At 64.9% G+C, this 13054-nt stretch carries 10 protein-coding genes and 1 tRNA gene; all 11 read left to right on the top strand.

The window, feature by feature from the left end:
- Nucleotides 1-155: EF-Tu C-terminal domain-related protein (locus D7X32_RS24690; protein ID WP_486320465.1), on the top strand; the 155-nt coding region annotated here is incomplete at its 5' end.
- A gap of 94 nt (nucleotides 156-249) precedes the next feature.
- Entirely contained in the window at nucleotides 250-414 is a 165-nt protein-coding gene (rpmG, locus tag D7X32_RS24685) for a 50S ribosomal protein L33 (RefSeq protein WP_002617522.1), read from the top strand.
- Between the two features lie 22 nt (nucleotides 415-436).
- A tRNA-Trp gene (locus tag D7X32_RS24680) sits at nucleotides 437-512 on the top strand.
- A gap of 88 nt (nucleotides 513-600) precedes the next feature.
- Nucleotides 601-1044 carry a preprotein translocase subunit SecE gene (secE, locus tag D7X32_RS24675; RefSeq protein ID WP_120605024.1) on the top strand — a complete coding sequence of 148 codons (444 nt, stop codon included), beginning with the start codon at nucleotides 601-603 and terminating at the stop codon, nucleotides 1042-1044.
- A complete protein-coding gene (nusG, locus tag D7X32_RS24670) occupies nucleotides 1044-1592 on the top strand; it encodes a transcription termination/antitermination protein NusG (protein ID WP_120526763.1) in 549 nt (182 codons plus the stop codon). Before secE ends, nusG begins: the two co-directional genes overlap by 1 nt.
- A 106-nt stretch (nucleotides 1593-1698) precedes the next feature.
- Nucleotides 1699-2145, top strand: a complete 447-nt coding sequence (gene rplK, locus D7X32_RS24665; RefSeq protein ID WP_120605023.1) for a 50S ribosomal protein L11 — start codon at nucleotides 1699-1701, stop codon at nucleotides 2143-2145.
- Between the two features lie 28 nt (nucleotides 2146-2173).
- On the top strand, nucleotides 2174-2887 hold the full coding sequence (gene rplA / locus D7X32_RS24660) for a 50S ribosomal protein L1 (protein WP_120605022.1): 714 nt from the start codon (nucleotides 2174-2176) through the stop codon (nucleotides 2885-2887).
- Between the two features lie 396 nt (nucleotides 2888-3283).
- Nucleotides 3284-3805, top strand: a complete 522-nt coding sequence (gene rplJ / locus D7X32_RS24655) for a 50S ribosomal protein L10 (protein ID WP_120605021.1) — start codon at nucleotides 3284-3286, stop codon at nucleotides 3803-3805.
- Between the two features lie 92 nt (nucleotides 3806-3897).
- Nucleotides 3898-4269, top strand: coding sequence for a 50S ribosomal protein L7/L12 (gene rplL / locus D7X32_RS24650; RefSeq protein WP_120526759.1), 372 nt, complete (start codon nucleotides 3898-3900; stop codon nucleotides 4267-4269).
- A 181-nt stretch (nucleotides 4270-4450) separates the two neighbouring features.
- Nucleotides 4451-8677 carry a DNA-directed RNA polymerase subunit beta gene (rpoB, locus tag D7X32_RS24645; RefSeq protein ID WP_120605020.1) on the top strand — a complete coding sequence of 1409 codons (4227 nt, stop codon included), beginning with the start codon at nucleotides 4451-4453 and terminating at the stop codon, nucleotides 8675-8677.
- A gap of 132 nt (nucleotides 8678-8809) precedes the next feature.
- Nucleotides 8810-13021, top strand: coding sequence for a DNA-directed RNA polymerase subunit beta' (gene rpoC / locus D7X32_RS24640; RefSeq protein ID WP_120605019.1), 4212 nt, complete (start codon nucleotides 8810-8812; stop codon nucleotides 13019-13021).
- The last annotated feature ends 33 nt before the right edge of the window (nucleotides 13022-13054 follow it).

Here is a 13054-nt window from a genome sequence, read left to right as displayed (position 1 = left end):
TGCCGGACAACGTCGAGATGGTCATGCCGGGCGACAACATCGCCATCGAGGTGGAGCTCATCACCCCGGTCGCGATGGAGAAGGAGCTCCGGTTCGCCGTTCGCGAGGGTGGTCGTACGGTGGGCGCCGGCGTCGTTGCGGAGATCATTGCCTGATCGGCTTCCCGCCGACCGGCTTTCACGGGCACTGAGTTGCGGAGGGGAGGGCTGCTTTTGTAGCCTTCCCTTCTCGCATCTGGTGAAATGAACCATGCCTAAGGGTAACCGTTCCATCATCTCGCTCGAATGCACCACGTGCAAAGAGCGGAACTACACGACCACGAAGAACAAGCGGAAGAGCCAGGACAAGCTCGAACTGAGCAAGTTTTGTCCTCGCTGCCGCAAGCACACGGACCACAAGGAAGGCAAGGTCTAGGTCGTCCGTTCCATGAAGGTTTAGGCCAGTAGCTCCAACGGTAGAGCAGCGGTCTCCAAATCCGCGTGTTGGGGGTTCGAATCCCTCCTGGCCTGCCAGCTTCAGTACAGGGACCCCCGGTACCGAGCGGTGCCGGGGGTCCCTGCCTTTTCGCAGTCCCGCTTCCGCAGTCCCTCGTGAGGCACCATGGCGACGGCATCTGAGGCCAGCCAGCAGGCTAACCGCTCGGGCATCGACCCCAAGCGGCTCGTGGTCATCTTCTATCTCGTCGCCGGCATCGTCCTGGCCCTCTTCCTGGAGCACGTCTTCGGGTTGCTCTGGAGCCGGTTCGGATGGAGCGACGTGGAGCTCTTCGAAGGGCTCGGCTGGCGCGTGTCGACGCTGGTGGGCTACGTGTCCGCCCTGGCCCTGGTGCTGGCGGCCTACTTCAATCCTCGCACGCACGCCCTCTCCATCGACGTGGCGTCCGAACTGATGAAGGTCACCTGGCCTTCCTGGTCGGAGACCCGCGCGTCGACCATGGCCGTGGTCGTCGCCTCGCTGGTGGCGGCCGTTCTGCTCTTCTGCATCGACACCGTCGCCTACAACTTGATGGTGGAGTGGCTGCCTGCCCTGTGGGGGAAGCTGTAATGGCGAAGAAATGGTTCACGGTCCAGACCTACTCGAACTACGAGAACCAGGCGAAGAAGAACCTGGAAGAGCAGGTGCGCCTCAAGGGCCTGCAGGACCAGGATCTGATTGGTGAGATCCTCATCCCCATGGAGCAGGTCGTGGAGATGGTGAACGGCGAGAAGAAGACCACCCGCCGCAAGCTCTTCCCGGGCTACATCTTCGTCCAGATGGAGCTCAACGACATCACCGTCCACCTGGTGAAGAACACCTCCAAGGTGACGGGGTTCCCGGGCGTCGGTCAGAACGAGCAGCCGCGGCCCATGTCGGACCGCGAGGTCGAGCGCCTCACCGCGCAGGTCACCGAGGGCGCCCACAAGGCCAAGCCCAAGGTCCAGTTCGAGACCAGCGACACGGTGCGCGTCATTGACGGCCCGTTCGCCAACTTCAACGGCACCGTGGAAGAGGTCAACCCGGAGAAGGGCCGCGTGCGCGTGCTCGTCAGCATCTTCGGCCGTGCGACCCCCGTGGAGCTCGACTTCATGCAGGTGGAGAAGACCACCGGCTAGTTTCAAAGTCTTCCGCGCCCGGTGACGGGCGCGGATCAACGGGTGGGAGGGTCGCCCCGTCTGGCGGTCCGTTGGAACCACCCTACCGAAAGGCAGCAGTCCGCCGATGAAGAAGGTCACAGGTCAGGTCAAGTTGCAGATCCCCGCCGGCAAGGCGAACCCCGCCCCGCCGATTGGTCCCGCGCTCGGTCAGCAGGGCGTGAACATCATGGAGTTCTGCAAGCAGTTCAACGCCAAGACGCAGGCGGAGGCCAAGGAGGGTCTGATCATCCCGGTGATCATCACCGTGTATCAGGACCGCTCCTTCACCTTCATCCTGAAGACCCCTCCCGCCGCCATCCTCATCAAGAAGGCCGCGGGTCTCCACACGGAGAAGAAGAAGGGTTCGGGCGCGAAGAAGCCGGGCAAGGAGAAGGTGGGGACGATCACCCGGAAGCAGCTCGAGGAGATCGCCAACAAGAAGATCCAGGACACCACCGCCGCGTCCATCGAAGCCTGCATGAACACCATTGCCGGCACCGCGCGCTCCATGGGCATCGACGTCGTCGGCTAGCCCGCCCCATCTTTCAAGGACTCCCGTCATGGCTACCAATGGAAAGAAGTTCCGCGCGTCCAACGAGCTGGTGGACCGCAACAAGCGCTACGCCGTCGCCGAGGGCTTCGCGCTGCTGAAGAAGACCGTCGAGACCCGCGCGACGAAGTACGACCAGACGGTCGACGTCGCCATCAACCTGGGCGTGGACCCGAAGCACGCGGACCAGATGGTCCGTGGCGCCGTGGTGCTCCCGCACGGCACCGGCGCCACCGTGCGCGTGGCCGTGTTCGCCAAGGGTGAGCGTGCCACCGAGGCCGCCAACGCCGGCGCGGACATCGTGGGCGCCGAGGACCTCCAGAAGCGCATCGAGGAGGGCTTCCTCGACTTCGACACCGTCATCGCGACGCCGGACATGATGGGCATCGTCGGCCGCCTCGGTAAGGTGCTCGGTCCCCGTGGCCTCATGCCGAACCCGAAGGTCGGCACGGTGACCATGGACGTCGCCAAGGCCATCCGCGAGTCCAAGGGCGGTAAGGTGGACTTCCGCGCGGAGAAGGCGGGCATCGTCCACGCGAAGATGGGCAAGGCCTCCTTCGCCGCGGACAAGCTCGAGGCGAACTTCAACGCGCTGGTGGACCTGGTGATGAAGCTCAAGCCGGCCACCGCCAAGGGCGTGTACCTGAAGGGCATCGCCATCTCGACGACCATGGGGCCGGGCATCAAGCTCGACACCACGGAAATCCTGGCGCGTCACCGCTAATCGCGGGTGTCAGGACGGGCAGGGAAGGGTGCGCTCCCCGACAGGGAGCGTCATTCCCGGGCCCACTGAACGTCAGCTCGATAGAAAGTGCTGGATCTTTGCGAAAGCCGGGGGTATAGGCCCCCGGCTTTTGCAATTGGAGCGCCATGTCGAGAGACGCGGCGTTCCGACCTGGTTCATGACAGCAGGGACCTGGAAGGGAGAAGGCGCGTCCGTTGGGAACCGGGCAACCGGTCGGGCCGTCCATCCACTCCTGGTTCAAACGACCGCAAGGTCAGCCCTGCCGAGACTGGAGGTGCGGTGTGGTGCCTCTCGGAGGCCCCTCTCTCGCTCTGCCACTTTGGCCCAGGCATCACGCCCGACCGTCAGGTCGGGCCATGAAGGAGGTGAGTCAAGGTGCTGAAGAGCGAGAAGGAAGAGATGATCAAGGAGCTCCACGAGAAGTTTGCCCGGACGAAGACTGCGGTGGTCGCCGAATTCTCCAAGGTGGACGTGGAGACCGTCACCAAGCTGCGTCGCAAGTTCCGCGAGGGCAAGGTCGAGTACAAGGTCATCAAGAACACGCTGGCGCGCCGTGCCGCTGAGGGCACGACCGTCTCCGTGATTTCGGATGACTTCACCGGTCCCGTGGCCCTGTGCATCAGCTACGACGACGTGGTGGCTCCTGCGAAGATCCTGATGGATTTCATCAAGGACATGGAGACCATCAAGGTCCGTAGCGCCGTGGTGGACGGCAAGAAGATTGACGTCAACGGCGTGAAGGCACTGGCGAAGATGCCGGGCCTCAACGAGCTGCGCGGGCAGTTGCTCGGCATGCTCAACCAGCCGGCAGGCAAGCTGGTTCGGACCATCGCGGCCCCCGGGTCGCAGCTCGCGCGGGTGCTGCAGGCCAACGCGGACAAGTCGCAGGGACAGTAATCATCCCGAGAAGTTTTTCTACCGCAACCTCTTCGGCGCGGCAGCCCAGATGGGTCGCCCGCCGTTAGTCAACCGCAGAAGGACACAGTTCAATGGCTGACCTGAATTCGATTGTTGACCAGCTCTCCTCGCTCACCGTCATGGAAGCGGCCGAGCTCGTGAAGCAGCTTGAGGCGAAGTGGGGCGTTTCCGCCGCCGCCGTGGCCGTTGCCTCCGCGGGCCCCGCCGCCGCCGCTGCTCCTGTTGAGGAGAAGACGGAGTTCAACGTGGTGCTGGCGAACGCCGGCGCCAACAAGATCAACGTCATCAAGGAGATCCGCGCCATCACCGGCCTGGGCCTGAAGGAGGCCAAGGACCTGGTCGAGGGCGCGCCCAAGACGGTCAAGGAAGGCGTCAACAAGGACGACGCCAAGAAGATCAAGGACCAGCTCGTCGCGGCTGGCGCCACCGTCGAGATCAAGTAGTTCTGTACAGGGGCTGCCCTGTTCTTCCGGGAAATCCCGGGCAGCCTGCTGATCGGATGAGCAGGCCGACGCTCCCTTTGCTGGGGCGTCGGCTTTGCCCATTTGACATTTGCCAAATTTCCCGGCGCCGCCGCGCGTTACTGAAGTTTGCCCCGCCCGAGCAGCCGTCCCCGGAGACCGAATGCCGACGCAGATCCAGAACAATTTCCGCGTGCGGAAGACCTTCGCGAAAATCGCGAAGATCATCGACATTCCCAATCTCATCAACATCCAGAAGCAATCCTACGAGAAGTTCCTCCAGGCCGACATCGCCCCGGAGAAGCGTGAGGACCTTGGCCTTCAGGGTGTCTTCAAGTCCGTCTTCCCGATCCGGGACTTCAACGAGACCTCCTCGCTGGAGTTTGTGAGCTATCACCTGGAGAAGCCGAAGTACGACGTCGATGAGTGCCACCAGCGTGGAATGACCTACTCGGCGCCTATCAAGGTCGTCGTGCGCCTGGTCGTCTGGGACAAGGACGAGGAGACCGGCGCCCAGTCCATCCGCGACGTGAAGGAGCAAGAGGTCTATTTCGGCGAAATCCCGCTGATGACCCAGAACGGTACGTTCATCATCAACGGCACCGAGCGCGTCGTGGTGAGCCAGCTGCACCGCAGCCCGGGTGCGTTCTTCGACCACGACAAGGGCAAGAGCCACTCGTCTGGCAAGCTGCTCTACAACGCCCGCATCATCCCGTACCGCGGATCGTGGATCGACTTCGAGTTCGACCACAAGGACCTGCTGTACGTGCGCATCGACCGGCGCCGCAAGCTGCCGGCGACCGTGCTCATCCGCGCCCTGGGCGCCGTCGGTGACACGGCGAAGAAGAACCCGCTCGACTTCAAGGGCTCCACCGAGGAGATCCTCAACTACTACTACGCCACCGAGACCATCTACCTGCAGAGCGCCGCGGACTTCGAGAAGTCCGTCGAGCTGGAGCTCCTGCCGGGTCAGCGCGCCACGCGCGACATCAAGACCAAGTCCGGTGAGTTGATCGTCAAGAAGAACCGCAAGTTCACGCGCGCCGCCATCAAGAAGCTCGAAGCGGCGAAGATGACCAAGCTGCCCATCGACGCGGACGAGCTCTTCACCAAGGTGTCCGCCTACGACGTGGTGGACGAGAACACCGGTGAGGTCATCCTCGAGTGCAACGAGGAAGTCTCGCAGGAGAAGGTGGACGAGCTCCTCAAGCGCGACATCAAGGAGTTCAAGGTCCTCTTCATCGACAACCTCAACGTGGGTCCGTACCTGCGTGAGACGTTGATGCTGGACAAGATCGAGTCGCCCGAGCAGGCCATCATGGAGATCTACCGGCGCCTGCGCCCGGGTGATCCCCCGACGCCGGAGACGGCGACGAACCTGTTCAGCAACCTGTTCTTCAACCCGGAGCGCTACGATCTGTCCAAGGTCGGCCGCCTCAAGCTGAACTTCAAGTTCAGCCTCGAGGAGCCCCTGGACGGCCAGATCCTCACCAAGCGCGACATCCTGGAGGTCATCCGCTACCTGATCGACCTGAAGAACGGCAAGGGGACGATCGACGACATCGACCACCTGGGCAACCGCCGCGTCCGCGCGGTGGGTGAGCTGCTGGAGAACCAGTACCGCATCGGTCTGGTCCGCATGGAGCGCGCCATCAAGGAGCGCATGAGCCTCCAGGAGATCGAGACGCTCATGCCGCACGACCTGATCAACGCCAAGCCGGTGACGGCGGTGATCAAGGAGTTCTTCGGGTCCAGCCAGCTGTCGCAGTTCATGGACCAGACGAACCCGCTCTCGGAAGTCACGCACAAGCGCCGTCTGTCCGCGCTCGGGCCTGGCGGTCTGACGCGTGAGCGCGCGGGCTTCGAAGTCCGCGACGTGCACCCGACGCACTACGGCCGCATCTGCCCCATCGAGACGCCGGAAGGCCCGAACATCGGCCTCATCGCGTCGCTGTCGACCTACGCCCGCGTCAACGAGTTCGGCTTCGTGGAGACGCCGTACCGCAAGGTGGACGCAGGCAGCGTGACGGGGGACGTGGCCTTCTACTCGGCGCTCGAGGAGGAGAAGCACACCATCGCCCAGGCGAACGCGGAGACGGACAAGAAGGGCAAGTTCGTCAACGCGCTGGTGCAGAGCCGCCGCAGCGGCGAGTTCGTCCAGGTCAAGGCCGAGGACGTGGACCTGATGGACGTGTCCCCGAACCAGCTGGTGTCGGTGGCCGCCTCCCTCATCCCGTTCCTGGAGAACGACGACGCGAACCGCGCGCTCATGGGCTCCAACATGCAGCGCCAGGCCGTGCCGCTGCTGCGCACGTCCGCGCCGCTCGTGGGTACGGGCATCGAGGCCATCGTCGCGCGCGACTCGGGCGTGACGTGCGTGGCCCGTCGTGACGGCATCGTGGAGTCGGTGGACGCCAGCCGCATCGTGGTGAAGGCGGACTCCAACGCGGCCCTGAGCGACGTGTCCAGCGAGGTGGACATCTACAACCTGCTCAAGTACCAGCGCTCCAACCAGAACACGTGCCTCAACCAGAAGCCCATCATCCGCAAGGGTGACCGGGTGAAGAAGGGCGACGTGATCGCGGACGGCCCGGCCACCGAGACAGGTGAGCTGGCGCTGGGACAGAACATCGTCGTCGCGTTCATGCCGTGGCAGGGCTACAACTTCGAAGACTCCATCCTGCTCAGCGAGCGCATCCTCAAGGAGGACGTCTTCACGTCCATCCACATCGAGGAGTTCGAGTGCATCGCGCGCGACACCAAGCTGGGCAAGGAGGAGATCACCCGCGACATCCCGAACGTGGGTGAGGAAGCCCTCAAGGACCTGGACGAGAGCGGCATCATCCGCATCGGCGCCGAGGTGAAGCCCGGCGACGTGCTGGTGGGCAAGATCACCCCGAAGGGCGAGACCCAGCTCTCCCCCGAAGAGAAGCTCCTTCGCGCCATCTTCGGTGAGAAGGCCGGCGACGTGCGCGACAGCTCCCTGCGCGTGCCCCCGGGCGTCGTGGGCACCGTCATCAACGCCAAGGTGTTCAGCCGCAAGGGCGTGGAGAAGGACGAGCGCGCCAAGCAGATCGAGTCCATGGAGGAGGCGAAGCTCCTCAAGGACCAGAACGACGAGATCAAGGTCCTCCAGGACTCCGCGTACAGCCGCCTCCGCGGGCTGGTCCGCGGCAAGGAGGTCCAGGGCAAGCTCGTGGACGACAAGGGGAAGATCCTCCTGAAGAAGGGGGACATCCTCAACGACGAGCTGCTGGCCACGGTGCCGTACAAGTACTGGGGCGAGATCTCCGTCGGCGATCCGCTGGACGCGCGCCTGCGCGACATCCTGCGCAGCCTGGAGGACACGAAGGAGGCCGTGAAGCTGGCCTTCGGCGAGAAGATCGCCCGTATCAAGAAGGGCGACGAGCTTCCCCCCGGCGTCATCAAGATGGTGAAGGTGTACGTCGCCATCAAGCGCAAGCTGGCGGTGGGCGACAAGATGGCCGGCCGGCACGGCAACAAGGGCGTCGTGTCCCGCGTCCTCCCCGAGGAGGACATGCCGTACCTGGAGGATGGCCGTCCGGTGGACATCGTCCTCAACCCGCTCGGCGTTCCCAGCCGCATGAACATCGGGCAGATCCTCGAGGTCCACCTGGGTTGGGCCGCGAAGGGCGTGGGCGAGCAGCTGCAGCGCTACATCGACGAGAACTTCAGCGGCGAGCAGCTCAAGAAGCAGCTGAAGACCGTCTACGACGACAAGGCGTTCGGCGACTTCGTGGACGGCCTGTCCGACCAGGAGGTCCAGGACCTCTGCCGCCGCCTGAAGAAGGGCATCCACGTGGCGACGCCGGTGTTCGACGGCGCTCGCGAGACGGAGCTGCACGCCCTCTTCGACGAGGGCCGGCTGCCGCGCTCGGGCCAGATGGTGCTCTTCGACGGCCGCACGGGTGAGCCGTTCGACCAGAACGTCACCGTGGGCGTGATGTACATGCTCAAGCTGCACCACCTGGTGGACGAGAAGATCCACGCCCGTTCCATCGGGCCCTACTCGCTCGTCACGCAGCAGCCCCTGGGCGGCAAGGCCCAGTTCGGCGGCCAGCGTCTGGGCGAGATGGAAGTGTGGGCGATGGAGGCCTACGGCGCGGCGTACACGCTGCAGGAGTTCCTCACGGTCAAGTCGGACGACGTGGTGGGCCGCACGCGCATGTACGAGGCGATCGTCAAGGGCGACAACGTCCTGGAGAGCGGCCTGCCCGAGTCGTTCAACGTGCTCCTCAAGGAGCTCCAGTCGCTGGCCCTGGACGTGGAGCTGCTGGAGAGCGCGCCCCCGGAGCGGCAGCGCAGCTTCGGCGGTGACTTCCTGGGCGGCGGCGACGGCGAGGACCGGAAGTCGGGGACCGAGGCCTAGGCCTTTTCAAAGAAGCCGGTGCGCCCGCCTGACCGGCTGGCTGCTTCCTCGTGGAGGGAGCGGCTGGCCGGGCGCAGGGCGGGGGCCCGAAACGTTTGGCGCCCTGAGCGCTCATAAGTTTTCGGAGGCAACGTGAAGGACATTTTCAACTTCTTCGAGAAGCCGAAGGACCCGCTGTCGTTCAACGCCATCCGCATCGCGCTGGCGTCGCCCGACAAGATCCGCCAGTGGTCGCACGGCGAGGTGAAGAAGCCCGAGACGATCAACTACCGCACCTTCAAGCCGGAGCGGGATGGGCTCTTCTGCGCCCGCATCTTCGGGCCGGTGAAGGACTACGAGTGCAACTGCGGCAAGTACAAGCGCATGAAGCACCGTGGCGTCGTGTGCGAGAAGTGCGGCGTGGAGGTCATCCAGTCCAAGGTGCGCCGTGAGCGCCTGGGCCACATCACGCTGGCCACGCCCGTGGCCCACATCTGGTTCCTCAAGTCGCTGCCCAGCCGCATCGGCAACCTGCTCGACATCACCCTCAAGGAGATGGAGAAGGTGCTGTACTGCGAGAGCTACATGGTCATCGACCCGAAGGCGACGCCGCTGCAGCGTGGCGAGCTCGTCTCCGAGGAGAAGATGCACCGGCTCTTCCAGGAGCACGGCGAGGACTCGTTCACGGCGGGCATGGGCGGCGAGGCCGTCCGCGAGATGCTCAAGTCCCTGGACGTGGAGAAGCTGTCCGAGGAACTGCGCAAGGACATGCGCGAGACCACCAGCGAGGCGAAGCGGAAGAAGTACGCCAAGCGCCTGAAGGTGGCCGAGGCGTTCCGCGTCTCCGGCAACAAGCCGGAGTGGATGATGCTGGACGTCATCCCCGTCATCCCGCCCGACCTGCGCCCCCTGGTGCCCCTGGACGGTGGCCGCTTCGCGACCTCCGACCTCAACGACCTGTACCGCCGCGTCATCAACCGCAACAACCGCCTCAAGCGGCTGCAGGAACTGAACGCGCCGGACATCATCATCCGCAACGAGAAGCGGATGCTCCAGGAGGCCGTGGACGCGCTGTTCGACAACGGCCGCCGCGGCAAGACCATCACCGGCCCGAACAAGCGGCCGCTGAAGTCGCTGTCCGACATGCTCAAGGGCAAGCAGGGCCGGTTCCGTCAGAACCTGCTCGGCAAGCGCGTGGACTACTCGGGCCGCTCCGTCATCGTCGTGGGTCCCGAGCTGCGCCTGCACCAGTGCGGCCTGCCGAAGATCATGGCGCTCGAGCTCTTCAAGCCGTTCATCTACAACAAGCTTGAAGAGAAGGGCTACGTCACCACCATCAAGTCCGCGAAGAAGATGGTGGAGAAGGAGCGTCCGGAGGTCTGGGACATCCTCGAGGACGTGATCCGCGAGCACCCGGTGCTCCTCAACCGCGCCCCCACGCTGCACCGCCTGGGCATGCAGGCCTTCGAGCCCGTCCTCATCGAGGGCAAGGCCATCCAGCTGCACCCGCTGGTGTGCGCCGCGTTCAACGCGGACTTCGACGGTGACCAGATGGCCGTGCACGTGCCGCTCTCCATCGAGGCTCAGATGGAAGCGCGCGTGCTGATGATGTCGACGAACAACATCCTCAGCCCCGCGAACGGCAAGCCCATCATCGTCCCGACGCAGGACATGGTGCTCGGCATCTACTACATGACGCGCGCCCGCGAGTTCGCCAACGGCGAAGGCCGCGTGTTCGCGTCGCCGGACGAGGTTCGCGCCGCGTATGACCACGGTGAGGTCCACCTGCAGGCCAAGGTGGTGTGCCGCATCGACGGGAAGCGCAAGGAGACCACGGTCGGCCGCGTGCTGCTGTGGGAAGTGGTTCCGCGCCGCGTGGGCTTCGACGCCATCAACAAGGTGCTCGACAAGAAGTCGCTCGGTAACCTCATCGACCTCTGCTACCGCCTCACGGGCGAGAAGGAGACGGTGCTGCTGGCGGACCGCATCCGCAGCGCGGGCTACTTCCACGCGACCCGCGCCGGCATCTCCATCGCGCTCAAGGACATGATCATCCCTGCGAAGAAGCAGGAGTTCCTGGACTACGCGCGCAAGGAAGTGGCGGAGATCGAGAACCAGTACCTCGAAGGCCTCATCACCGACGGTGAGCGCTACAACAAGGTCATCGATATCTGGGCGGAGATCACCGAGAAGGTCGCCCAGGAGATGATGCAGCAGATCTCCCAGGACGAGGCCAGCGGGGACGTGGACGGCAAGCGCGTGACGCGCAAGCAGCCGTCGTTCAACCCCATCTACATCATGGCCGACTCCGGTGCCCGCGGCAGCGCCCAGCAGATCCGCCAGCTGGCGGGTATGCGCGGCCTGATGGCGAAGCCCTCCGGCGAAATCATCGAGACGCCCATCACGGCCAACTTCCGTGAAGGCCTCTCCGTGCTCCAGTACTTCATCTCCACGCACGGCGCCCGCAAGGGTCTGGCGGACACGGCGCTCAAGACGGCCAACTCCGGTTACCTCACCCGCCGTCTCGTGGACGTGGCGCAGGACGCCATCATCAACGAGTACGACTGCGGCACCATGGACGGTCTGTTCATCGGCGCCCTGGTCGAAGGCGGCGAGATCATCGAGCCGCTGGGTGAGCGCATCCTGGGCCGCGTGGCCCTGGACGACATCCTCGACCCGGTGACGGGCGAGGTGCTGGTGCGCGCCAACGAGGAGATCGACGAGGATCGCGTCCGCCGCATCGAGAACAGCGGTCTGGACCGGGTGAAGATCCGCTCGGTGCTCACCTGCCAGGCCAAGCGCGGCATCTGCGTGGAGTGCTACGGCCGTGACCTGGCGCGTGGCCGCAAGGTGTCCGTGGGCGAGGCCGTGGGCGTCATCGCGGCGCAGTCCATCGGAGAGCCGGGTACGCAGCTCACGATGCGCACCTTCCACATCGGTGGTGCGGCGACCCGTCGCGCGGAGCAGTCCAGCCTGGAGAACCGCTACGCGGGTGCCGTGAAGTTCGCGGGCCTGAACACGGTGCAGAAGGCGGACGGCACGCTGGTGGCCATGAACCGCAACGGCGAGCTCGTCATCGTCGACGAGTCGGGCCGCGAGCGCGAGCGCTACCAGATCATCTACGGCGCCCGCATCCTGGTGAAGGAACACCAGAAGCTGGAGCCGGGCGTGCTCCTGGCCGAGTGGGACCCGTTCGCCATCCCGCTGCTCACGGAAGTGGGCGGTGTCGTGCGCTACGAGGACATCATCGAAGGCGTGACGATGTCCGAGACGCTCGACGAGGTGACGGGCCTGTCGCGCAAGACGGTCATCGAGTCCAAGGACCCGGAGGCGCGTCCGCGCGTCACCATCCGCGACGCGGCCGGCAACGTGAAGGACCTGCCGTCCTCCCGCAACCAGGCGAGCTACTTCCTGCCCCAGGGCGCGATCATCACGGTCAACGACCAGGATGAGATCTCCGCGGGTGAAGTCATCGCCAAGGTGCCGCGCGAGACCACGAAGACCAAGGACATCACGGGCGGTCTGCCCCGCGTGGCCGAGCTCTTCGAGGCGCGCAAGCCCAAGGACGCGGCGGCGATCGCGGAGATCGACGGCGTGGTGTCCTTCGGCAAGGACACCAAGGGCAAGCGCAAGCTCATCATCACCCCCGAGGTGAGCGGCGAGCAGCGCGCGGACCTGGCCAAGGAGTACCTGATCTCCAAGGGCAAGAGCATCAACGTCCACTCCGGCGACCGCGTGAAGGCCGGCGAGGCGATGATGGACGGCGCGGCCAACCCGCACGACATCCTCAAGGTGCTGGGCGAGAAGGAACTCGCGCGCTACCTGGTGGACGAAGTGCAGGAGGTCTACCGACTGCAGGGCGTGAAGATCAACGACAAGCACATCGAGACGATCGTCCGGCAGATGCTGCGCCGGGTGCGCGTCACCGACGTGGGCGACACCAACTTCCTGGTCGACGAGCAGGTCGAGAAGTGGGTGTTCGAGGAGGAGAACGAGAAGGTCATGTCCGAAGGGAAGCGCCCGGCCGTGGGCGAGCCCCTGCTGCTCGGCATCACCAAGGCGTCGCTCTCCACCGAGTCGTTCATCTCCTCGGCGTCGTTCCAGGAGACCACGAAGGTGCTCACCGAGGCCGCCATCAACGGCAAGGTGGACTACCTGCGCGGCCTCAAGGAGAACGTCATCATGGGCCGGCTCATCCCCGCCGGCACGGGCCTGCCGAACTACAAGCACCTCGACATCGAGGTGGAGAGCCCCACGGACGAGGTCAACGAGATGGAGGCCGCCCTGGCCGCCACCCACGGCGACACCGGCCCGCTGGCCCCTCCGCCGTCGCGGCCGGACAACCGGTCCACCGACGTCGCCTAGGGGCTGTCCCTGATCTCCGGTCCGAAAATTCAA

The sequence above is a fragment of the Corallococcus carmarthensis genome, assembly GCF_003611695.1.
Lineage (GTDB): Bacteria > Myxococcota > Myxococcia > Myxococcales > Myxococcaceae > Corallococcus > Corallococcus carmarthensis.
This window is presented reverse-complemented; position numbering and strand designations above follow the sequence as displayed.

Excerpts from the sequence above, each read along its gene's own strand:
- rpmG (WP_002617522.1), top strand. The coding sequence starts at position 250 with ATGCCTAAGGGTAACCGTTCCATCATCTCGCTCGAATGCACCACGTGC.
- secE (WP_120605024.1), top strand. The coding sequence starts at position 601 with ATGGCGACGGCATCTGAGGCCAGCCAGCAGGCTAACCGCTCGGGCATC.
- nusG (WP_120526763.1), top strand. The coding sequence starts at position 1,044 with ATGGCGAAGAAATGGTTCACGGTCCAGACCTACTCGAACTACGAGAAC.
- rplK (WP_120605023.1), top strand. The coding sequence starts at position 1,699 with ATGAAGAAGGTCACAGGTCAGGTCAAGTTGCAGATCCCCGCCGGCAAG.
- rplA (WP_120605022.1), top strand. The coding sequence starts at position 2,174 with ATGGCTACCAATGGAAAGAAGTTCCGCGCGTCCAACGAGCTGGTGGAC.
- rplL (WP_120526759.1), top strand. The coding sequence starts at position 3,898 with ATGGCTGACCTGAATTCGATTGTTGACCAGCTCTCCTCGCTCACCGTC.
- rpoB (WP_120605020.1), top strand. The coding sequence starts at position 4,451 with ATGCCGACGCAGATCCAGAACAATTTCCGCGTGCGGAAGACCTTCGCG.